Source organism: Devosia sp. 63-57 (assembly GCF_001899045.1).
GTDB lineage: Bacteria > Pseudomonadota > Alphaproteobacteria > Rhizobiales > Devosiaceae > Devosia > Devosia equisanguinis.
This window is the reverse complement of the sequence record NZ_MKUY01000003.1, coordinates 236,749-259,057: the sequence shown is the minus strand read 5'-3', so window position 1 is coordinate 259,057 and position 22,309 is coordinate 236,749. Positions and strand designations below refer to the sequence as shown.

The following is a 22,309-nucleotide window of genomic DNA, read 5'->3' as shown; positions in this document are numbered from 1 at the left end:
CCGCCCTTCCTGTTGAGGGGTGGTACTTAAAATGGCGGTATGCGAAGGCGCCGGTTTTGCGGCTCCAGCGCTCCATCCCCCCTTGAGGGGGTGGGCTGGGGTGGGGGGTAGTGCAGTGATTCACTGATGGACCCCCTCCCTCAATCCCTCCCCTCAAGGGGGAGGGAGGCACGTCGGTGTGTTCGAGGACTATCAAGCCAGCATCGCAAGGCCTTTTCCTCGATACTCACCACAAGCACATCCCGCCCTCGGACTTGATCCGAGGGCCACGCTCCACCCACACATGTCCAAGTTCATCAGTCCGCCGGTCGCCCGTCTCTGCCAAGGGACACCTGCAAAACCCTACGTCCGCCCCTCGATCCAGGCTGCCACATCCGGCGCGATTTCGCGCAGGGGCACCAGCACGAAGTCGCGTTGATGCGCGAAAGGATGGGGCAGGGTGAGCCGACCGGTCTGCATTTCCACCCGCTCATAAGCGATGATGTCGATATCGATCAGCCGCGGGCCCCAGACCTCGTGCCGCACCCGGCCCATGTCGCGCTCGATATCCAGCGCCACATGCAACAGGTCGATGGGCTCCAGCGCCGTTTCCACCGCCGCCGCCATATTGGCGAAATCGGGCTGGTCGGTCTTGCCCCAGGCCTTGGTGCGGATCACCTGCGATTGGGCCACAACGGTAATATCGGGATGCGCGTCCAGCCGGCTTATCGCCTCGGCCAGCTGCGCGCTGGGGTCGCCGATATTGGCGCCCAGGCTGAGCCAGGCTTTGGCCATCAGTGCGTCCTCGCGCGATGCAGCTCGATCGCCGCTTCCCCGCGCACCATGGCGATCGGCGCTTCCGGCTTGCGGACGCGGATGACGATCCAGTCGATATCGGCAAAGGCCGCGAACAGGGCGGTGACGATGTTCTGTGCCAGCGCCTCGATCAACTTGGTGCGCTTACCCTCGAACGTCGCTTTCACCACGTCATAGATATCGGCATAGGACACGGTATGGCCGATGGCATCGGTTTCGCCCGGCGCGCCGAGGTCGACGCCGCATTCCAGATCGACGAAGAATCGCTGGCCCAGCTTTGCCTCTTCGCTGAACAGGCCGTGATATCCATAAAAGCCCAGATCTTTCAAAATGATCCGGTCGCCGGTGAAGGGTGTGGTCATGGCGTCTGCCCCGCTGGTTCGGGCGGACCATATACCGTGGCCTCGGCAACGCGAAGCGCATCCACATTGGCCGCCACATCGTGCACGCGGAAGATATGCCCGCCGCGCTCATAGCCTTGCACCGTCGTCGCCAGCGTTCCCGGCAGCCGCTCGTCCGGCTGGTTGCCAAGGAGCTTGCCGATCATCGATTTGCGCGACGTTCCCACCAGCAGGCCTTGTTCGGGAAAGGCGCTAGTCAAATCAGCCAGTTGCCGCAAGATGCTGTAGTTTTGAGTCAGGGTTTTGCTGAAGCCGAGGCCGGGGTCCAACACTATGCGCTCGGCCGGCACGCCGGCCGCCGTCGCAATCTCCAGCGTGCGGCGGAAATAGCCCGTCATTGCCGGCAATATGTCGGTCTCAGCCGTCCAGCTTCTGTCCCAGTGCATGGCGATCACAGGCGCGTCATGCAGCGCCGCCACCTGCGCCATTTCGGGCGCGCCCTGCAGGCCGTGCACGTCGTTGATAATGTCTGCTCCCACTTGCAGCGCCTGGTCTGCGACGAGGGGCTTGTATGTGTCGATGGAGATCGGCGCGGTCATCCCGGCGGCGCGGATGGCCTCGATTACCGGGATCACCCGGTCCAGCTCCGCCTGCACGCCGACGACCTCGGCACCCGGCCTGGTGCTTTCCCCGCCCACATCGATGATATCGGCGCCCTCGGCGATCATGCGCCGCGCATGCGCCACCGCCGCCGCGACATGGTCATGCCGCCCGCCATCGGAAAAACTGTCCGGCGTGACATTGAGGATCCCCATCACCAGCGCCCGCCGCCCAAGCACCAGCGTTCCACCACGCGCCAGGGGAATTGTCTGAGTGCTGTGCATGGTGGTGCCTGTGGTTTGCGCTGTCATGGTGCGCCTCTAGCATACCGGGCGCCTGACCCAAAGGCAGCACACAGAGCCACCCCACCCACCAGCCGTCACCCTCGGGCGAAGACCCGAGGGCTCTGCACTTTACCGGTCGATCGCCCAAAAAGGCGCCGTCGGGTCAGGCCCGCGGCTGACGCTTCGTGTGTGGCCACGCCCTCAAAGCCTGCGCACCGCGCGCAGATCGCGTCCCTACAGCCCGGCCGCGTCGTGTTCAAGCGTGCCGGAGAAGCCGCAGGCGGCGCCGTGGTAGTAGAGGCAGCCGGAGCGCTCTTCCGTGGTCAGGGTGCCGTCTTCGTTGAAGGTCAGGCCGATTTCGCAATAGCGTGCGTTGAGCGGCGAGCTCTCACCTTTGGGGTCATAATCCTCGTTCTCGACGAAGAAATTGCCGCCCTTCTTGTCGAGCAGCACCTCGCCGTCGATGCCGCCCGCACAGCCGCCGCCCTGGTCGGAGATGGGCACGATGGTCGACAGAGAAATCTTGTAGATGTCGTTTTCGACATGGGTGAGGTCGGCCGTAATATTGCCCTCCCCCTCGCCGAACCAGTGGCCCTGATGCTCCTGCGCGAAGGCGGGCAAGGCTGTTGTGGTGAGGACGGCGGCGAGGAGCAATGTGCGGATCATGTCAAAACCATGCAGTTGAAAAAACCGAATAGGACAACCTCTAGTGCAAACCGTGGCGGAAATCGGATCGACCACGAGACTTCGCTGTGCGAGACGCATTGTCCACCGGGGCGCAATTGGCTAGAACCGCGCGCATGAAACTCGTCAATTTCTCCCTTCTCGCCACGGACGGCATGGCGCGCCGTGGTCGCATCGACACGCCGCGTGGTGAGATCAACACGCCAGCCTTCATGCCTGTCGGCACCGCCGGCACGGTCAAGGCCATGTATCCCGAGCAGGTCCGCGAGACCGGCGCCGATATCCTTTTGGGCAATACCTATCACCTGATGCTCCGCCCCGGGGCCGAGCGGGTCGCCTCTTTGGGCGGGTTGCACGACTTCATGGATTGGCAACGCCCCATTCTCACCGATAGCGGCGGCTTCCAGGTGATGTCGCTGGCCAAGCTGCGCAAGCTGACCGAGAAGGGCGTCACCTTCAAATCCCATATCGATGGCTCGTCTTATGAGCTGACGCCCGAGCGCTCGATCGAGATCCAGACGCTGCTCGACAGCGACATCATCATGCAGCTCGACGAGTGCATCTCGCTGCCGGCCGAGCGCAAGGAGATGGAACGGGCCATGGAGCTCTCCATCCGCTGGGCCGACCGGTCCAAGACCGCCTTCAACAACCAGCTCAATCGTGCCCTATTCGGCATCGTGCAAGGTGGCGACGACGCCGAATTGCGCGCCCGTTCCGCTGCCGGCCTCAAATCCATCGGCTTCGATGGCTATGCCGTAGGTGGCCTCGCCGTGGGCGAGCCGCAGGAGGTGATGTTCCGCGTCCTATCCGAGGTCACGCCGGAACTGCCGCAGGATCGGCCGCGCTATCTGATGGGCGTGGGCAAGCCCGACGACATTCTCGGTGGCATCGAGCGGGGCATCGACATGTTCGACTGCGTCCATCCCACCCGCGCCGGCCGCCACGGCCATGCCTATACGCGCTTCGGCGTCATCAATCTGAAGAATGCCCGGCATAGGGATGATCACCGGCCATTGGACGAGGCATCGCCCAATCCGAATTGCCGCCGCTGGAGCCGCGCCTATCTGCATCATCTCGTTAAGGCAGAGGAGATTTTGGGGGCCATGGTGCTTTCGCAGATCAATCTCGCCTATTATCAAGAGCTGACTTCGGGCGCCCGCGCGGCGATCGAGGCCGGACGCATGACAGATTTCGCCGCCGAAACGCGCGCCGCCTGGGCCGCCGGCGATATCGCGGCGCTGTAGCACGCAACACAATTTCGGAATTCGTTCAGAATTCGTTCATAGTGAGGTCAGGTAAATGGCAAAGGCTGGACGCAAGGCGGGCTTCGAGACCCTCGGCAAGCTGCGCAAAAGCATGGAAGACCAGCCGATGCGGCTGCTCTTCGCCGAAGACCCCAACCGCTTCCAGCGTTTCTCAGCCAGCGGCGCTAGCATCCTCCTGGATTACTCGAAGAATCGCATCGACGAAGAAGTAATGACTGCGCTTTTCGATCTGGCGCGCGCCGCCGGAGTCGAGGAACGCCGCAGCCAGATGTGCGAGGGCGAGCACATCAACATCACCGAAAACCGCGCTGTCATGCACATGGCGCTGCGTTATCAGGGCGACAAGCCGGTCGACGTCGATGGTCAGGATGTCATGCCCGATGTCCGTAACGTCCTGAAATCCATCGAGAATTACACCAATGCCGTGCGCTCGGGCGAGATCCGCGGCCATGGCGGCGAGCCGTTCACCGATATCGTCAATATCGGCATTGGCGGTTCCGACCTCGGTCCGGTCATGGTCACACTGGCGCTGGCGCCCTATACCCGTCCCGATCTGCGCGCCCACTATGTGTCCAATGTCGATGGCGCGCATATTCACGATACGCTTCAAGGGCTTGACCCCAAGAAGACGCTGTTCATCGTCGCCTCGAAAACCTTTACCACCGACGAGACGATGACCAATGCGCACTCCGCCCGCGCCTGGCTTTCGGCGGCGCTGGGCGAAGAAGCAGTGCCCAATCACTTCGCCGCCGTCTCCACCAATATCGAGGCCTGCGCCAAGTTCGGCATCCGCGAAGACCGGATTTTCGGCTTCTGGGACTGGGTCGGCGGCCGCTATTCCGTCTGGTCCGCTATCGGCCTGCCGGTCGCGCTGGCCATCGGCTACGACAATTTTGCGAAATTCCTGGCCGGCGCCGACGCCATGGATCGGCACTTCCTCGAAACGCCGCTCGAAAAAAACCTGCCTGTTATCATGGGATTGCTGGGTGTCTGGTATCGCAACGCCTGGGGCTTCTCGACCCATGCCGTACTGCCTTACGACCAGCGCCTTTCCCGTTTCCCTGCCTATCTGCAGCAGCAGGATATGGAGAGCAACGGCAAGTCTGTGACGCTCAACGGCAAGGCCGTCGGCTGGTCCACCGGTCCCATCGTCTGGGGCGAGCCCGGCACCAATGGCCAGCACGCCTTCTATCAGTTGATCCACCAGGGCACCGATGTCATCCCCTGCGATTTCCTCATCGCCGCGCAGCCGCAAGAGCAGCTGCCGCCACATCACGACAAGCTGGTGGCCAATGTCCTGGCGCAGTCGGAAGCGCTGATGCTGGGCAAGACCGAGGATGAGGTCGTCGAGGAACTCAAGGCGCAGGGCCTGTCCAAGGACGCGATTAAGGCGCTGGCACCGCACAAGGTGTTCCCCGGCAACCGTCCTTCGAATACTCTGTTCTATCAAAAGCTTACCCCGGAAATGTTGGGGTCGCTGGTGGCGCTTTACGAGCATAAGGTGTTCGTGCAGGGCGTGATCTGGAACGTCAATTCCTATGACCAGTGGGGCGTGGAACTGGGCAAGCAGTTGGCTAAGGCCCTGCTGCCCAAGGTGCAGGGCCAGGCCAGCGGAGAGGGGCATGACAGCTCCACTCAAGGTCTGCTCAACTACTACCTCGCCAACAAGGCCTGATCGCTTGACTATCACGACTGACGAGCAGCTCGAGAAACTCAAGGCCATTGGCCGCATCTGTGCCGTGGCGCGCGACGCCATGGCTGCGGCCATGCGTCCGGGCATGACGACGCTGGAGCTGGATGAGATCGGAGCAAAAATCCTGGCCGAAAACGGCGCGCTTTCGGCCCCGATCATCACCTACGACTTCCCAGGCCACACTTGTATTTCGGTCAACGAGGAGATCGCCCATGGCATTCCCGGCGACCGCATCCTGCTGGAAGGCGACCTCGTCAATATCGACGTTTCTGCCGAGAAAGACGGCGTTTTCGCTGATTGCGGTGCCTCCTACGTGCTGGGATTGGGCGACAAGCGGCTCGAAGCGCTCTGCCGTGACGGCAAAAAGGCGATGTGGGCCGGCATCCGCGCGGTCAAGGCCGGCGCGCCGCTGGCCGATATAGGCGACGCCATCGGCAAGGTGGCTCGGAAGGGTGGCTATACGCTGATCCGCAACCTCGCCAGCCATGGCGTGGGCGACAGCCTGCATGACGAGCCCGGTGAAATCCCCACCTGGCCGGATCGCTCCGAGCGTCGCCGCATTGGCAATGGTCTGGTGTTCACCATCGAGCCTTTCCTGTCGCTGGGAGGCCATTCGGCCGAGCAGATGTATGAAGACGACGAGTGGACGCTCACCGCCGAGCCGCTCGCGCCGTGCGTGCAATATGAGCATACCGTGGTAGCGACGCCGCGCGGCGCGGTGGTGGTAACCCTATCCGCCTGATGTCCGGAGCTTTTCGCTGCTGTTAGAGCCAGATAATCAGCAGCGGTCCGAGCACGATCATGCCGAGACCGATGACCAAGCGCAAATTGCCCAGCCGGCGAATGGCGTGGACGCTGAGCACGCTGGAGAGCACCAGATAGCCGGCCAGGGCGATCAGGGCCGGCGTCAGCGGCGCCAGGGCCAGCGGGGTATTTTCGTTCAGCTGCAAATAGATCATGTGACCGCCAGCAAAGCCGAGCAGGGCGGTAATGATGACTGTTCCGGCCTTGGCCGCGATCAGCAGGGCCATGTCGATGGTATTGCTGGTCAGCAGCAGGGCGAAGCCCGTCGCCGTGACGTGAACGGCCGCGAGGGTCGAAAAGATCTGGCTTTCAGCCAGCAAGGGGATGAGTTCAGGCGGCGCCGTCAGCGGCAGCGCGCCGACCATTGGCAGGTTGGCGCCGTATTGCGCGAACAGGAAGATCACATAAAGCATGGCCAGCGTGGAGGCGCCGAACACCAGCAAGGTGGCGGCCAGCACTTTCATGAGGTCGGTCATATCCTGCGACACATCGGCCCCCTTGGTCGTTTCTGCCGTTCGCGGGCGATATTACGAAGCCCGCGCGATTCTCACAGAACTATCCTGGGCCAGGTGCGGCGATGCACCGGAAATGCTGATGCCAGCCGGGCTCGGCGGCGGATGCGGGCCGGCTTGCGGAATTCCTCCGACAGCTCGCCTGCGTCCGAGCGAGTGTCGAGTTCTGCATAGGGATCGGGGTCGAGGGTCGAATCGGTCATCAGGATAGGCCTGTCGGCGGCGGCTCGGGAGAACTGGCCTGCCTGTGCCCATGGTTCGCGTCAAGATGATGGCACGCCGCCATTGCCTTTGATAATTAACATGACTACGAGAGTGGGGTTTTATACGTGCGGGGATTGCGGGGGCAATCACGCGCATAGGTTTGGTTCAGGTTGACATGATGTTGCGGCGCTTTTTCTCCTATTATCGGCCTTATACCGGGCTCTTCATCCTCGATTTTGGCTGCGCCGTCATTGCCGGCCTGTTGGAATTGGCTTTCCCGCTCGCCGTCGCCTATGTCATCGACCAATTGCTGCCGACATCGAATTATTCGTTGATCATGGCTGCCGGCGCGGGGCTTCTGGCAGTTTATCTTACGAGCGCGGTGCTCAAGGCGGTGGTCAATTACTTTGGCCATGTGCTCGGTGTGTCGATCGAGACCGATATGCGCCAGGAGGTGTTCGAGCACCTGCAGAAGCTGAGCTTTCGCTTCTTCGACAACAACAAGACCGGCCACCTCATCACCCATGTCACAAAGGATCTCGAGGATGTGGGGGAGGTCGCCCATCACGGCCCCGAGGACGTCTTCATCGCCGTGATGACTTTTATCGGCGCCTTTGTGCTGATGTTCCTGACCAATTGGCAGCTGGCGATGATCACCACGATGCTGGTGCCGGTGGCGACGCTGCTGGTTGGGCGCTATGGCGCCCGCATGACCACCAACTGGCAGGAATTGTTCGGCCGGGTCGGTGAGTTCAATGTGCGGGTGGAAGAGGCGATTGGCGGTATCCGTGTGGTCAAGGCCTTTGCCAATGAGCGGCACGAGACCGGGCTTTTCACCGATAGCAACCAGGCCTATCGCGCCACCAAGCTCAAGGCCTATGCCATCATGACGGCGAGCATCGCCATCAGCTTCCTGTCGACGCGCCTGGTACAGCTCGTGGTGATGATGGCGGGGGCCTGGCTCGTGGTCAGCGGCGATCTCAGCTATGGCGGCTTCGTCAGCTTCCTGCTGCTGGTCGAAGTGTTTATCGGCCCGATCGACAAGATCACCAGCGTGCTCGAGAGCTATCCAAAGGGCATTGCCGGTTTTGCCCGGTTCTGCCGCCTCATCGATACTGATCCCGACATTGCCGACAAGCCCGGCGCTGTCGCCGTGAACGGGCTGAAGGGTGACATTCGTTTCGACGAAGTCTCTTTCTCCTATGAGGACGGACGCTCGGTGCTGCGCAATGTCAATCTCGATATCAAGGCCGGCGAGACGATCGCCATTGTCGGGCCGTCGGGCGCAGGCAAGACCACACTTTGCTCGCTGTTGCCGCGCTTCTACGAGCGTGACGCCGGCAGGATCACCATTGACGGCATCGATATCTCCGACATGACGCAGGTGTCGCTGCGCCGGCATATCGGGGTGGTGCAGCAGGACGTTTTCCTGTTCGGCGGTAGCCTCAGGGACAATATCGCCTATGGCGACCTCGTAGCAGACGACGCGGCGATCATGGACGCAGTGCGTCGCGCGCGGCTCGAAGACGTGGTTGCCGGGCTTCCCGCCGGTTTGGACACCATTGTAGGCGAGCGCGGCGTAAAGCTCTCGGGCGGACAGAAGCAGCGCGTCGCCATTGCGCGCATCTTCCTCAAGAATCCGCCGATCCTGGTCTTGGATGAAGCGACTTCAGCCCTCGACACGGCAACGGAGGCAGCGATCCAGCAGTCGCTCGCCGAGCTCTCGGACGGCCGCACCACGCTGGTGATCGCCCACCGCCTCGCCACCATCCGACATGCCCACCGCATCGTGGTGCTGACAGGGGACGGCATAGTGGAGCAGGGCCCGCACCAGCAATTGCTCGAGCACAACGGCGTCTATGCGCGCCTGCATGCGGCACAGCAACTGGGTCTGGTGGGCTGAGAAGGGAAGATGGTACGCCGGGAGGGGGTCGAACCCTCGACCATTCGATTAAAAGTCGAATGCTCTACCACTGAGCTACCGGCGCCCGTCTCGGACGCTCTTGGCGTCGCGGCGGAACATAGCCGGACTTCTCCGGCTGTCAACCGCCTTGGCGGTAGAACTAGAGCAGATTCAGCTCGGTTCCACTGAAACTGGTGGGGGTGCAGGCGATGGAGACGCGTTCAAGCCGTTCACAGAGCACTCTGGCGTCGCTCAAATTCTCGATCGGCCCGGCGATAATGCGCTGCGCACCAGCGGCGTCGGTGTTGCCGAGCTTGGGCTCTAGCCCAATCAGCAAGGGCCCGATCTTGAGGCTGAGATCGTTCCATTGCCCCGTGGCATCCGCCCGGCTCACCGGGCCGCCCAGGGCAATGCCGTAAATGGTCTGCTCGACTGGCGCCGCGGCGGTCTGTGTGTCGATCGGCGCCGGCAGAGGCTGGGTGGCGGCCGCAGGACTAACCAATGCAGGCAAGGGCGTCTGGCGCACGACCACGCTGCCGCCTTCGGTATCAAAGCTGGTCGTTCCCGGCACGTCGACCGAGGCGGTAAGGTTGGAGCGGTCCACCGCCACGCCATTGGGCAGGCCTTCGAGTACGCGCGGCAGGGTCACTTCGAGTGCGCCGACGCGCCGCGTGATATCGCTGCCGCTTTGCTCCTGGATGGCGAAGCGCGAGGTCAGCAACATGGTTTCACGCCGCAGCAGCACGGTTTCATCGCGCAGACTGGCGACTTGGCTGCGCAGCGATTCGATTGATGCGGTGCCGGCGAGCCGCGGCTGATGGAGGCCGCCCAGCACGGAATTGGGCAGGAGCGCGGCGACATTGGCGCCGAACACGGCCAGGCCGCCGCAGGCCAGAGCAACCATGCCCCAAAGCCTGACATCCGACTGCCTGAATTGCTCCGATGCGCGCGCCAAGCATAAATCCTTCGAATACACGCGCGAATCGCGGTGTCATCTTTTGCACAGTGCCGCTTTTGTTGTCATTTCGCCAACTCTTGCCTGCCATAAATTCGCAAAAATGCCCGTCGACATGAAGGCATGCTAAGGGACCGACATGACTGACCTGACCACGATCATTCTGGCAGCGGGCGAAGGCACCCGCATGAAGTCGACGACGCCGAAAGTGCTGCATCCGGTCGGTGGCCTGCCCATTATCGGCCATGTCGCCCGTGCGGCGCGCGAAGCCGGGTCCAGCCGCATTGCATTAGTGACGGGGCCCCGGCATCAGATGATCCGTGACGCCGTCACCGCGCTCGAACCCAATGTGCTGCATTTCGAGCAAAGCGTGGCCAAGGGTACCGCGCATGCTGCCTCAATGGCCAATGCTGTGTATCAGGATGCGCAGGGCTATATCGCTGTGGTCTATGGTGATCATCCGCTGCTGCGCGGCATCAATTTCCGCGCCGTGCTCGATCGGTTGGATGCCGGGCTTGATGTTGCGATCCTTGGCTTCGAACCCAAGGACCCAACTGGATACGGCCGCTTTATCACCGACGGGGATACGCTCCTTGCCATCCGCGAGCACAAGGATGCCACCGAGGACGAGCGGCGCATTCGCCTTTGCAATGCCTGTATCCTGGCTTTCCGGGCCGAGGTGTTCCGCGACCTCATCGACAAGGTCGAAACCAATAACGCGCAAGGCGAGTACTATCTCACCGATCTCGTGGGTCTCGCCAATTCGGCCGGCAAGAAGGTCGGTTATGGCCTGGCGCCCGAGAACGATGTCATGGGTGTCAACGATCGCAGCCAGTTGGCGCGTGCCGAGGCGCTGTTCCAGGACGTGCGGCGCGAGGACTTCATGAAGGCCGGCGTGACCTTGCGCGATCCCAAGACCGTCTGGTTCTCATGGGACACCGAGATTGGCAAGGACGTCACCATTTTTCCAAATGTCGTGTTCGGGCCCGGCGTAAGCATTGCCGACAAGGTCGAAATTCGCGCTTTTTGTGACATCGAGGATGCTATGATCGGGGAGGGGGCCAGTATCGGCCCTTTCGCGCGCATTCGCGGTGGCGCCGTGCTCGGCAAGGATGTGCATCTGGGCAATTTCGTCGAGGTGAAGAAGTCCCGGATCGGCGATGGCACCAAGGCCGGTCACCTGAGCTATCTTGGGGACGCCGAGATCGGCACGAAGACCAATATCGGGGCAGGGACCATCACCTGCAATTATGACGGCGTGAACAAGGACAAGACCATTATCGGCAACAATGTCTTCATCGGCTCCAACGCCTCCTTGGTGGCGCCGGTAAGCATTGGCGATGGTGCGTACACTGCCTCGGGCAGCGTCATAACCGAGGATGTTCCCGCCGACGCGCTGGCCCTGGGCCGGGCGCGGCAGGAAAACAAGGACGGATATGCGCCGAAGCTGCGCGAGCGGGCATTGGCCAAGAAGGCAGCCAAAGGGAAATAGGATATGTGCGGCATCGTAGGTATCGTGGGCGAAGCGCCCGTTGCCGGCCGGCTGGTGGACGCGCTGAAGCGGCTTGAATATCGCGGCTATGACAGCGCCGGGGTGGCGACGCTGGAAGCGGGCGCCATTTCCCGGCGCCGGGCCGAAGGCAAGCTCGGCAATCTGGCGCAGAAGCTGAATTTCGAGCCGCTGGGCGGCAATATCGGCATTGGCCACACGCGCTGGGCCACCCACGGCGCGCCGACCGAAAATAATGCTCATCCGCATGCCACGGATCGGGTGGCCATCGTCCACAACGGCATCATCGAGAATTTCCGCGAGCTCCTGGCGGATCTGGCGGCGGATGGTTATCTGCCCAAGACGCAGACCGATACCGAGTCCGTGGCGCTGTGGGTGACGCGTGAGCTGGACAACGGCGCCGATCCGGAACTGGCGGTGGCGCGGACGCTCAAGAAGCTCAAGGGTGCATTTGCGCTGGCCTTCCTGTTCCGGGGCGAAGAAAGCCTGCTCATTGCTGCCCGCCACGGGGCGCCGCTGGCCATCGGCTATGGCACGACTGAAATGTATCTCGGCTCCGACGCGATGGCGCTGGCACCGTTCACCTCGCGCCTGACCTATCTGGAAGACGGTGACTGGGCTGTGATCACCCATAAGGGGGTGACCATCCGCGATGGCAAGGATGCGCTTGTCCAGCGCGAGCAGTTGCTGTCGCAGACGGCGGCGCTGATGGTGGACAAGGGCAATCACCGCCATTTCATGGCCAAGGAAATCTACGAGCAGCCCGAGACCATTTCGCACACGCTCAGCCACTATGTGGATATGGGCGCTGAAAAGGTCGCGATCCGCGAAAAGCTGCCCTTTGACTTCGGCGACTTGTCGCGTCTTACGATCAGCGCCTGCGGCACTGCCTACTATGCCGGCGCCATCGCCAAATACTGGTTCGAGCGCTATGCCCGTCTGCCGGTCGATATCGACGTGGCCAGCGAGTTCCGCTACCGCGAGCCGCCGCTGGAAAAGAACGGGTTGTCGCTGTTCATATCCCAGTCGGGCGAAACCGCCGATACGCTGGCCGCTTTGCGCTATTGCGCCGGGCAGGGCCAACATGTGGCGAGCCTAGTCAATACTATTGAATCCACCATCGCACGTGAATCGAGCGTGGTGTTTCCGATCCTCTGCGGCCCGGAAATCGGCGTCGCATCGACCAAGGCTTTGACGGCACAACTTACGGCGCTGGCAAGCCTGGCGATTGCCGCGGGCCGTGCGCGCGGCGCCCTCAGCGCCGAGCAGGAGACCGAACTGGTCCAGGCGCTGACTGCGCTGCCATCGGCAGTGTCAGCGGCACTTGGTGCGGAAGCGCAGATCGTCGACATTTCCAAGCGTCTCTCCAAGGCCAAGGATGTGCTCTATCTCGGCCGCGGACCGATGTTTCCGGTGGCGATGGAAGGGGCGCTGAAGCTCAAGGAAATCAGCTACATCCATGCCGAAGGCTATGCTGCCGGCGAACTCAAACACGGCCCCATTGCCCTCGTGGACGAAGCCATGCCGGTGATCGTGGTCGCGCCATCGGACGAGCTGGTCGACAAGACGCTCTCCAATATGCAGGAAGTGGCGGCGCGCGGCGGCAAGATCATCCTGATCACCGACCCGGAAGGCGCCAAGACCGTCGGCCACGGCGTCGCCGACATCATCGAAATCCCGCATGTGCACTCGTTCGTGGCACCGATCCTGGCCACCATCCCAGTGCAACTGCTGGCCTACCATACGGCCGTATTCATGGGCACGGACGTCGATCAGCCCCGCAACCTGGCGAAATCGGTGACGGTGGAGTAGAGGCATCTTCCTCCATCGACCGTCACCCTCGGGCCTGACTCGATGGTACTGCACTTGACAGGCGATCAGCAAATGAAGGGCCTTCGGGTCAAGCCCGAGGATGACGCAGGTGGGTGTGGCGGCAAAGTGCGCTACCCAGCCCGGATCAGCGGAATCGCGAGGTCTTTCCGGAACAGATAGAGCAGCGTTCGCGCGGCTTCTCCGTCTGGACCGGTCAGTCCGGGATTGCGTTGCATGAGCGCCTTGGCGTCGTCATGGGCGAATTCGAGCAGGTGTCGGTGGACGTCGGGCACGGCGAGGCGATAGCCGGGCATGCCCGACTGCCGCGTGCCCAGGATGTCACCTTGTCCGCGCAGTTCCAGATCGCGCTCGGCTATCTCAAAGCCGTCTTCGGTGGATTTGATGGTGTCGAGCCGCGCCTTGGCCGTCTCGCTTAGCGGGTCCTTGTAGAGCAAGAGGCATGCCGAGCGTTGCGAGCCGCGACCGACACGGCCGCGCAACTGGTGCAATTGGGCAAGGCCGAAGCGTTCGGCATGCTCGATGATCATGATGGTGGCATTGGGGACGTCGACGCCCACTTCGATGACCGTTGTCGCTACCAAGAGCTTGATCCCATCGGCTTTGAACCGCTCCATCACCTCCTGCTTGGCGGCGCTGGACATGCGGCCATGGATGATCGCCACCTGGTCGCCAAAAACCTGTCGAAGCTCGGCAAAGCGGTCTTCGGCCGACACCACTTCCAGTGTCTCGCTCTCCTCGACCAGCGGGCATACCCAATAGGCCTGTGCGCCTTCAGCGAGTTTAGCCTCTAGGCGGCCAATGACCCGGTGATAGTCGCCAATCGATAGTACTGCGGTGTCAATGGGCTGGCGTCCGCGCGGCTTTTCCTTGAGCACGCTGACTGCCATGTCGCCGAAATGGGTGAGCACCAGCGTGCGCGGGATGGGCGTTGCCGTCATCACCAGGAGGTCCGCATGCTTCCCCTTGTCGGACAGGGCGAGGCGCTGATGCACGCCGAAGCGATGCTGCTCGTCCACGACGGTGAGGCCGAGGTCATGAAATGCGACGCCGGACTGGAAGAGCGCATGAGTGCCCATGACAATGTCGATGCCGCCATCGGCGAGATCTGCCAGGATTTCTCGCCGTTCAGCTGCCGGCATTTTGCCGGTGAGCAAGGCGCAGCGCAGGCCGGCCGCTTCTGCCAGCGGCGCTATGGTGCGAAAATGCTGTGCCGCAAGAAGCTCGGTCGGCGCCATCAAGGCGGATTGGGCGCCGCTTTCGGCCATGGCTGCCATCGCCATCAGCGCCACGACGGTCTTGCCGGAGCCCACATCGCCTTGCAGAAGGCGCGACATACGATCCTCGGAGGCCAGATCACGATAAATGTCGTTCAGCGCCAGTTTCTGGCCCTCGGTGAGGGAGAATGGCAGCGCCGCCGCGACGCGCGCGGTGATGTCAGCGGTGAACTGGCGAGCAATGCCGCGGTCGGCAATCATGGTCGAGCGCACCAGTTGCAGCGTGATCTGTCCGGCCAGATATTCGTCATAGGCCAGGCGTTGTCGGGCAGGCGCCCAGAGCTCGGCCTCTCCGGGATTATCAGGCAGGTGCACCATGTGCATGGCCCGGGCAAAGTCGGGCCATTTGCGCTGGTCGAGCGTTGCGGTATCGATCCATTCCGGCAGGGTGGGGATGGCTTCGACGGCCTGCCGGACCAGTTTTGCAAGGGCCTTGGAACTGAGGCCATTGGTCAGCGGATAGACCGGCTCTACCAATGGCAGCGAGGCGAATCTGTCCGGCTCGACGATATAGTCCGGATGGGTGATCTGCTTCTCGCCGTTGAAGAAGTCGATCTTGCCAGAGACATAGCGCTCCTCGCCGACCGGGAGTGCCTTTTCGACCCAGCCGCCTTGGGCGCGGAAAAAAACCAAGCTGATCTCGCCAGTTTCATCATGGGCAAAAACGCGGTGCGGGATGTGCGGCTTGCCGCGTGGCGGGGGCTGGTGCCGATCGATGTGCAGCCGCAGCGTCACGATCTGGTTGAGATAGGCCTCGGCAATGCCGACCTGGCGCCGCCGATCGACGACGCCGGAGGGCATGTGCATCAGCACGTCGAGGACAATAGCTTCCTGTCCATCGGGTGCGCCGAAGAAGCGCGTCAGGAGCGCAGCGAGCTTGTCACCGACGCCCTTGATGGCATGAAGCGAGCGAAACAGCGGCTGGAGGTTTTCTGGACGCAACGATGATTCTCCTGGCCGGAAGGTGGCACAAAAAGAACAGGAGAAGAACAGGGCAGAGCCCGCTGGCTTCTGGTGCTAAGCCGTCGCGGTGTTTTTCACCCATTTGCGCAGCCGCGTGCGCGCATTGGCATAAGGTGAAGCGGTGTTGAACTGGATCATGCGGCCCTGAGTCCATTGTTCATACCAGGACCGGCCATAAAGGGCCTCATTGCTCTCTGCCTCAACGAGGGCGACGATGTCGGCCTTTGCGCTGTCCAGTCGGTCGAGCAAATCCGAATAGGGAAGGGCCGCATAGTCGTCGTAGAATTTCTGCGCCAGGCGCCCCAGCTCATTCCATTTGTATCCAGTTTCCGGAAAATCCACCGGCTGACCGGCGGCCTTGGCACGGCACCATTTGAGCACCAGCTCGTTCCAACCCAGGAGATAGGCGGCAAGGTCGTGCACGCTCATCATCGTGCCTTTGGCGTGTCCCTCGAGCGCTTTTTCGCCGGTGCGCTCGGCGGAGACGGCCCTGAGGTCAGCGGCAAGCCGCGCATAGTTCTTGTTGATCGCCTCGAGAAGCTCTGACTTGTTTTGCGGCACCGCCATGTTTCGTCTCCTGGTTCGCTCTCGTCCTTAGCGCAGGCGGAACGCCGGAGGGATGATCGAAATCAACTTCGCCGGGCTTTGGCACAAAGGGCTGACAAGCGGGCCGCATGCGCGTAAGAGACATGTCCAAATCGAGAACAAACTTGCATCATGGGTGTCAAAATGACGGCCGGTGAGGATATCGCTATTCGCCGCAAGCGCTTGCGCTACAGGGCCTGGCATCGTGGCACCAAGGAAATGGACCTGGTGCTGGGGCCATTTTGCGACGCCAATATCGAGGGTTTCGATACGCCGACGCTGGATCGGCTGGAAGCGCTGATGGACGAGGAAGACCCCCCATTGCTCAAATGGGTCATGCGGCAGGACGAGCCTCCCGCCCATGTCGACCGCGAATTTCTTGATCTGGTGATTGCCGACCATCAGGCGCGGATCGAAAAATGACTGAGCATTCCGCAATGGTTCCGCCCGTCCGCACATTGTCCAATGTGCCGGACGGAATGCAGCCCCTGGTGCTGTCACGGCTGGTAGAGCAGCGGCTGAAGGCCGCGCCGGAAGATGCCGCGGCATTGGTTTTCGTGGCGCGCGACGGCCGGCGCATGCAGCGCATGGCCGAGGTGCTTGGCGCCATGCTGCCCGGCCACACCATCCTGACGCTGCCGGCCTGGGACTGTCTGCCCTATGACCGGGTCTCGCCGAACAACGTGACCATTGCCGCGCGCATGAATGCGCTGGCTGCGCTTGCCGGCGCTACCAAGGGCGCGATTGTACTGACTGCGGTCAATGCGCTGATCCAGAAGTTACCGCCGCGCGACATGGTGGAAACCATGTCGTTTTCTGCGGCTGTTGGGCGGGTCGTGGACAGCGACAAGCTCGTGGCCTGGGCTGCGAATAATGGGTATCTGCGGGTGCCCACTGTTCGCGAGAGCGGGGAATTCGCGGTGCGTGGCGGGTTGGTGGACCTGTTCCCGGCCAGCTTCGATTCGCCTTTGAGGTTCGACTTCTTTGGCAGTCAGCTGGAATCCATTCGCACATTCGATCCGGACAGTCAGCGCACCACGGGCACACTGAAACGCGTTGATCTGACCCCGATGAGCGAGGTGATGCTCAACGAGGAAACGATCAGGCGCTTCCGCCAGAACTACACGGCAGCCTTTGGCGGCAACACCGTCGATGACACGCTTTACGCCTCTGTCAGCGGTGGCGCCCGCTATTCCGGCACCGAGCACTGGCTGCCCTTCTTCTACGACCATCTGGATCGGCTGTCGGATTATGTTGGCGACGCGCCATTCGTGTTCGACGATCAGGCGGCAGAGGCCTATGCCGAACGCGTCGAGCAAATCCGTGACTACTATCAGGCGCGTGAGGCAGCACGCCTCGCGCCGCCTGTCGCGGGCAGTGGCGCTCCTTACAAGCCGATCAAGCCCGATCTGCTTTACGACCTGGAGCAACATCCCTATGCGCTGGCCGGTGCCAGCGTCGTCCAGCTCTCGCCGTTCCTTTCGCCACAGGCCGGCAAAGCAGATGACGTTGGCGGGCGTATCGCGCCCAGTTTTGCGGCCGAACGGCAGGCTTCCGACATCAACCTGTTCCAGGCGGTGGTGGATCGATTGCTGGCCGAGCGTCGCGATGGTCGTCGAGCTATTCTCGCCTGCTGGAGCGCGGGCACACGCGATCGCATGGTGCAGGTGCTCAAGGATCACGGTCTTACTAATCCGCGCCTTGCGGAAAACTGGCGTGACGCTGAGACCACCAGCGCCGCCACGACCTCGCTCGTGGTGCTGCCGCTTGAAACCGGCTTCGAGACCAAGGACCTCCTGGTCCTGTCCGAGCAGGACATTCTTGGCGAGCGCATCCTGCGTCCACAGCGCAAGAAGAAGGCGTCGGACGCGCTGACCGAGGCGGCGTCGCTCAATGCTGGCGATCTTGTGGTCCACGTCGATCACGGCATCGGCCGCTTTATCGGGCTCAAGGTGATCGAAGCCGGTGGTGCGCCGCATGAATGCGTCGAACTGCAATATGCCGGCGACACCAAACTTTATCTGCCTGTCGAAAATATCGAGCTTCTGACCCGCTACGGCTCGGACGATTCTTCGGTAGCATTGGACAAGCTGGGCGGCGTCGCCTGGCAGGCCAAGAAGAGCAAGCTCAAGCAGCGCATCCGCGAAATGGCCGAGCAGCTCATCAAGCTTGCGGCGCAGCGTCTCCTGGTCAAGGCCGATGTGGTCGATCTCAATCCCGGCGCCTACGAGGAATTTGCGGCGCGCTTCCCCTATGAGGAGACCGAGGACCAGCTTAACGCCATCGGTGCGATATTCGACGACCTGACCTCGGGCAAGGTCATGGACCGGCTGGTTTGCGGCGATGTGGGCTTCGGCAAGACCGAAGTGGCCCTGCGCGCCGCCTTTGCGGTGGCGCTCAGCGGCAAGCAGGTTGCCGTGGTGGTGCCGACCACTCTATTGGCGCGCCAGCATTTCAAGACTTTCGCCGAACGCTTCCAAGGATTGCCGGTTCGCGTGCGCCATGCTTCGCGCATGGTGCCTGCGGCCGAACTTAAGGCGACCAAGGAGGGCATGGCCGACGGGCAGGTGGATATTGTCGTCGGCACCCATGCCCTGCTGAGCAAGTCGATCAAGTTCAAGGATCTTGGCCTTCTGATCATCGATGAAGAGCAGCATTTCGGTGTCGGTCACAAGGAGCGCCTCAAGGAACTCAAGGCTAATGTGCATGTGCTGACGCTAACGGCGACGCCAATTCCGCGCACGCTGCAGCTGGCGCTGACCGGGGTGCGCGATCTCAGCCTCCTGGCAACGCCGCCGGTCGACCGCCTGGCCATCCGTACCTTCATCTCGCCCTTCGATCCGCTCTCCATCCGCGAGGCTCTGCTGCGCGAGAAATATCGCGGTGGGCAGAGTTTTTATGTCGTGCCGCGCATCAAGGATCAGGCCGATATCGCCGAGTTCCTGCGTCAACAGGTGCCGGAAGTCAGCTTCGTCGTGGCCAATGGCCAGATGCCGCCGGGCGAGCTCGACGACATCATGAACGCCTTCTACGACAACAAGTTCGACGTGCTCTTGGCGACCACGATCGTGGAGTCGGGGCTCGATATTCCCAACGCAAATACGCTGATCGTGCACCGGGCAGACAATTTCGGCCTGGCACAGCTTTATCAGATCCGCGGTCGCATCGGCCGGGCCAAGGCGCGCGCTTATGCGCTCTTTACGGTGCCGCCAGATCGCAAGCTCACCGACACGGCCGAACGCCGCCTGGGCGTGCTGCAATCGCTCGAAAGCCTGGGTGCCGGCTTCCAGCTGGCCAGCCATGACCTCGACATTCGCGGGGCAGGGAACCTCCTGGGCGACGAGCAGTCGGGCCATATTCGCGAGGTGGGCTACGAGCTTTACCAGGCCATGCTCGAGGAGGCGGTCGCCAATCTCAAAAACGGCGAGGAAGAGTACGAGGACCGCAACGAGTGGAGCCCGAATATCTCGCTCGGCATGCCAGTGATGATCCCGGAACACTATGTGCCGGACCTGCAGCTGCGCATGCAGCTCTATCGACGCCTCGGCGATCTCGTGGATATTCGCGATATCGACGCGGCCGGCGCCGAGTTGATCGACCGTTTCGGCCCTTTGCCGGAGGAGGTCGAAGCGTTGCTTAAGGTCATTCTGGTCAAGGCGCTGTGTCGCCAGGCCAATGTCGAAAAGGTCGATGCCGGCCCCAAGGGTGCCGTGCTGACGCTGCGCAACAACCAGTTCCCCAATCCGGCGGGTCTCGTGAAGCTCGTGAGCGATCTGGCCAATCAGGTGCGCGTCAAACCCGATCAGAAACTCGTGTTCGTGCGCAACTGGCCGACCCCGGAAGCGCGGCTGAAGGGAACGGCGGCAATCCTGGCAAAGCTGGCGAAACTGGCGGAAGCATAGGCTCGGCAGATGCAGCTCTGCCGCAGGAAAGCATAATCTTTTGGCAAGGGGTTCCGGTCATGTTATTGCCCGAATTGCGCCCTTGAAGGGCATTACAGTTTCTAGGGTGGCGGAACGCCGCCTGGACCGCCAAGGAAGGCAAGGACACTCAATGGATTTCAGGAAACCCCTCGTCGCCGGTTTTACGGTGGCTGCGCTGATGATGTCGCCGCTGTCGGCTTATGCCCAGGATACCACTGCACCAGCCCCCGACGCTCCCGCCGCCGAAGCGCCGGCAACACCCGCTGCCGATGGCGCCGCAGCGCCAGCAGCTGCCGCACCGGGCGGCGTGGCGTCGCAGAACTGGCTCAAGGTTTGCGATCCGCTGCCCGATGGCCAGCAGGCTTGCATCATGCGCCAGGTGGTTCTGGCCAATGGCCAGTTCCTAGGCTCGTTCCTGCTGCGTGATGATCCGGGCCAGGAAAGCCGCCTGCTCGCCGTTGCCGCCGTGCCGCTCGGGGTGCTGCTGCCATTCGGCCTGACCTGGCAGATCGACGGTGCCAAGCCGGTGCGCGTGCCCTACATGCTCTGCGACCCGACCTCCTGCGCCACGCAGCTGGTGATCAACGAACAGTATGTGAATTCGCTTAAGCGCGGCAACGTGCTCAAGCTCACCGCCAAGAATCGCCAGAACCAGGATCTCACCATCGAGATCAACCTCTCTGGCTTCACGTCGACCTATGATGGTGAAGCTGCGCTTACTTTCGAGCAGTTCCGTCAGGAAACTTCGGGTGAGAATGCTCTGGAGCAGGTGCTCCAGGATCGAGCCGAGCAGCTGCGTCAGCAGTTGAGTGCCGGCGATGGCGCCGCCACCCCGAATGCCCCTGCGCCTGCCGCTGGCGAACAGCCTGCGCCGCCGCCGGCTCAGTAAGAGCTTCTGCCACGGCAGAACAACCAAAAGGCGCGGGAGACCGCGCCTTTTTCGTATTCTAGAGCAGCTTGCGTTCGCCCATGCCGAGGGCAAAGGCCTTTCGCCGCAAGGGCGGAAGCAGCTTTAGCGCCCAAAGACCGCTGGCGCGAGCAGTCTGGCTGGGGATCATCTCGGTCAAAAGGGAGCGGAAAAGCGTGTCGACGAAGCCACCGGTGCGCGCGAGATCGTCGGCGCGAAGCTCGGCATAGGTTTGGCTCGCCTCCCGTGCCCAATCGGGTTGCCGGCGGTCTGATCTGGTCACGGCGTCGACCAAATCAGACACGTCACGCAGGCCGAGATTGAGGCCCTGGGCGCCAATCGGTGGGAAAGCGTGGGCGGCTTCGCCCACCAGGGCCACGCCGTCCTTGCCGGCGACGTCGACGCTGAGCGAGCTAAGCGGGAAAACGACGCTGGGGGACAGCAAAGAGATATTGCCGAAGAGCCGCTGGGACTTCTGATGCAAGGCTTGGATGAGTGCTTCCGGGCCGCCGGCCTGCACGCGCCGCAATACCGGTTCTTCGTCAATCCAGACCAGATTTGCCTTTCGTCCGCCCGCCGGTACGAGGGTGAAAGGACCATGCGGATAATGAAATTCTACCGAGGTCCCGCCGATTGGTCGTGACAGTTCGAGGTCGCAGACGAGCGCCGCCTCTTCAAACTGGTGCTCATGCGTGCCTATGGCCGAGGCGGCGCGGATCAGCGATTTCTTGCCGTCGGCGCCCACGACCAGTTTGGCACGATAAGTGGCTCCCGATGACAGGGTGACCACGCCTAAGCCGTCCTCGCGCCGAAGGGTGTTGACCACGCCATCGACGGTGGTGAGGCCCGTTGTGGGCGCTGCCTTCTGGAATTGTTCGAGCAGCACGGTGTTCGCAAAATTCCAGCCAAAGGCGTTCATGCCGATTTCTGTGGAATCGAACAGGGTTTCCGGGGCCCTGATCAGCCGACCCGTCGCGTCGATGATCCGAATGGCTGTGAGAGCATGGCCGATATCTTCCGGTGCGCTGATCAACCCCTGCGCCACGAGAAAATCGACGCTGGGCATCATCAGCGCCGAGGTGCGTCGATCCGGCGGGGAAGGCGGTGCGAGGTGCAGAGTCTCCAGCCCGGCACGAGCCAGGCAGACCGCGGCGGCAATCCCGGCCAGCCCGCCGCCGACGACGATGACATCCGATTGTTCGTCCATGGCGTCAGCGCCTTTCCGGATTGGTTTGCGCAGAACGGCGCTGAATGGCCGAGATTGCCAGACGGAG

General features: G+C 62.3%; 19 protein-coding genes and 1 tRNA gene. 9 read left to right on the top strand and 11 right to left on the bottom strand.

The window, feature by feature from the left end; all coding sequences use genetic code 11:
- Window positions 1–342 precede the first annotated feature (342 nt).
- The 4 genes from folK to BGO80_RS01305 all read right to left on the bottom strand — a co-directional run bounded on the left by folK (window position 343) and on the right by BGO80_RS01305 (window position 2,686).
- Window positions 343–774 (bottom strand): 2-amino-4-hydroxy-6-hydroxymethyldihydropteridine diphosphokinase, encoded by a 432-nt coding sequence (gene folK, locus BGO80_RS01320; protein WP_286718372.1) that lies wholly within the window; start codon window positions 772–774, stop codon window positions 343–345.
- Window positions 774–1,157, bottom strand: coding sequence for a dihydroneopterin aldolase (folB, locus tag BGO80_RS01315; RefSeq protein WP_286718370.1), 384 nt, complete (start codon window positions 1,155–1,157; stop codon window positions 774–776). Before folB ends, folK begins: the two co-directional genes overlap by 1 nt.
- A complete protein-coding gene (folP, locus tag BGO80_RS01310) occupies window positions 1,154–2,047 on the bottom strand; it encodes a dihydropteroate synthase (RefSeq protein ID WP_286718367.1) in 894 nt (297 codons plus the stop codon). The genes folB and folP overlap by 4 nt, the downstream gene beginning before the upstream one ends.
- A gap of 207 nt (window positions 2,048–2,254) precedes the next feature.
- Complete coding sequence (locus tag BGO80_RS01305) at window positions 2,255–2,686, bottom strand: hypothetical protein (protein WP_286718365.1); 432 nt, start codon at window positions 2,684–2,686, stop codon at window positions 2,255–2,257.
- 134 nt (window positions 2,687–2,820) lie between these two features.
- Here BGO80_RS01305 and tgt point away from each other — a divergent pair, with 134 nt between their 5' ends.
- The 3 genes from tgt to map are packed head-to-tail and all read left to right on the top strand — an operon-like array spanning window position 2,821 to window position 6,404.
- A complete protein-coding gene (gene tgt, locus BGO80_RS01300) occupies window positions 2,821–3,948 on the top strand; it encodes a tRNA guanosine(34) transglycosylase Tgt (protein WP_126151890.1) in 1,128 nt (375 codons plus the stop codon).
- A gap of 55 nt (window positions 3,949–4,003) precedes the next feature.
- Complete coding sequence (gene pgi, locus BGO80_RS01295) at window positions 4,004–5,644, top strand: glucose-6-phosphate isomerase (RefSeq protein ID WP_286718361.1); 1,641 nt, start codon at window positions 4,004–4,006, stop codon at window positions 5,642–5,644.
- Between the two features lie 4 nt (window positions 5,645–5,648).
- A complete protein-coding gene (map, locus tag BGO80_RS01290; protein ID WP_286718358.1) occupies window positions 5,649–6,404 on the top strand; it encodes a type I methionyl aminopeptidase in 756 nt (251 codons plus the stop codon).
- Between the two features lie 22 nt (window positions 6,405–6,426).
- Here map and BGO80_RS01285 read toward each other — a convergent pair whose 3' ends face one another.
- On the bottom strand, window positions 6,427–6,954 hold the full coding sequence (locus BGO80_RS01285; protein WP_126151887.1) for a hypothetical protein: 528 nt from the start codon (window positions 6,952–6,954) through the stop codon (window positions 6,427–6,429).
- A gap of 59 nt (window positions 6,955–7,013) precedes the next feature.
- Entirely contained in the window at window positions 7,014–7,181 is a 168-nt protein-coding gene (locus BGO80_RS01280; RefSeq protein WP_286718353.1) for a hypothetical protein, read from the bottom strand.
- A gap of 179 nt (window positions 7,182–7,360) precedes the next feature.
- On the opposite strand from BGO80_RS01280, the gene BGO80_RS01275 reads away from it, so the two are divergent.
- Window positions 7,361–9,085, top strand: coding sequence for an ABC transporter ATP-binding protein (locus BGO80_RS01275; protein ID WP_286718351.1), 1,725 nt, complete (start codon window positions 7,361–7,363; stop codon window positions 9,083–9,085).
- A 10-nt stretch (window positions 9,086–9,095) separates the two neighbouring features.
- Here BGO80_RS01275 and BGO80_RS01270 read toward each other — a convergent pair.
- Window positions 9,096–9,170 (bottom strand) — tRNA-Lys (locus tag BGO80_RS01270).
- Window positions 9,171–9,245: 75 nt separating this feature from the next.
- Complete coding sequence (locus BGO80_RS01265; RefSeq protein ID WP_286718348.1) at window positions 9,246–10,040, bottom strand: hypothetical protein; 795 nt, start codon at window positions 10,038–10,040, stop codon at window positions 9,246–9,248.
- Between the two features lie 139 nt (window positions 10,041–10,179).
- On the opposite strand from BGO80_RS01265, the gene glmU reads away from it, so the two are divergent.
- Together glmU and glmS are read left to right on the top strand one after the other, a co-directional pair.
- Window positions 10,180–11,532 carry a bifunctional UDP-N-acetylglucosamine diphosphorylase/glucosamine-1-phosphate N-acetyltransferase GlmU gene (glmU, locus tag BGO80_RS01260; RefSeq protein ID WP_286718346.1) on the top strand — a complete coding sequence of 451 codons (1,353 nt, stop codon included), beginning with the start codon at window positions 10,180–10,182 and terminating at the stop codon, window positions 11,530–11,532.
- A 3-nt stretch (window positions 11,533–11,535) separates the two neighbouring features.
- A complete protein-coding gene (gene glmS, locus BGO80_RS01255) occupies window positions 11,536–13,362 on the top strand; it encodes a glutamine--fructose-6-phosphate transaminase (isomerizing) (RefSeq protein ID WP_286718343.1) in 1,827 nt (608 codons plus the stop codon).
- A gap of 131 nt (window positions 13,363–13,493) precedes the next feature.
- Here glmS and recG read toward each other — a convergent pair whose 3' ends face one another.
- Together recG and BGO80_RS01245 are read right to left on the bottom strand one after the other, a co-directional pair.
- Entirely contained in the window at window positions 13,494–15,599 is a 2,106-nt protein-coding gene (gene recG, locus BGO80_RS01250; RefSeq protein ID WP_286718340.1) for an ATP-dependent DNA helicase RecG, read from the bottom strand.
- A 75-nt stretch (window positions 15,600–15,674) separates the two neighbouring features.
- On the bottom strand, window positions 15,675–16,187 hold the full coding sequence (locus BGO80_RS01245; protein WP_286718338.1) for a ClbS/DfsB family four-helix bundle protein: 513 nt from the start codon (window positions 16,185–16,187) through the stop codon (window positions 15,675–15,677).
- Between the two features lie 150 nt (window positions 16,188–16,337).
- Here BGO80_RS01245 and BGO80_RS01240 point away from each other — a divergent pair, with 150 nt between their 5' ends.
- From BGO80_RS01240 to BGO80_RS01230, 3 genes are all read left to right on the top strand, one after another.
- The gene (locus BGO80_RS01240; protein WP_206437879.1) at window positions 16,338–16,628 is read left to right on the top strand and encodes an FAD assembly factor SdhE; all 291 of its coding nucleotides are present in this window, start codon (window positions 16,338–16,340) and stop codon (window positions 16,626–16,628) included.
- Window positions 16,625–20,107: a transcription-repair coupling factor gene (gene mfd, locus BGO80_RS01235; RefSeq protein WP_286718335.1), complete on the top strand. Its 3,483-nt coding sequence runs from the start codon at window positions 16,625–16,627 to the stop codon at window positions 20,105–20,107. The genes BGO80_RS01240 and mfd overlap by 4 nt, the downstream gene beginning before the upstream one ends.
- A 151-nt stretch (window positions 20,108–20,258) precedes the next feature.
- The gene (locus BGO80_RS01230; RefSeq protein WP_126151879.1) at window positions 20,259–21,017 is read left to right on the top strand and encodes an invasion associated locus B family protein; all 759 of its coding nucleotides are present in this window, start codon (window positions 20,259–20,261) and stop codon (window positions 21,015–21,017) included.
- 58 nt (window positions 21,018–21,075) lie between these two features.
- Here BGO80_RS01230 and BGO80_RS01225 read toward each other — a convergent pair whose 3' ends face one another.
- Entirely contained in the window at window positions 21,076–22,242 is a 1,167-nt protein-coding gene (locus BGO80_RS01225) for an FAD-dependent monooxygenase (RefSeq protein WP_126151878.1), read from the bottom strand.
- Window positions 22,243–22,309: the final 67 nt, after the last annotated feature.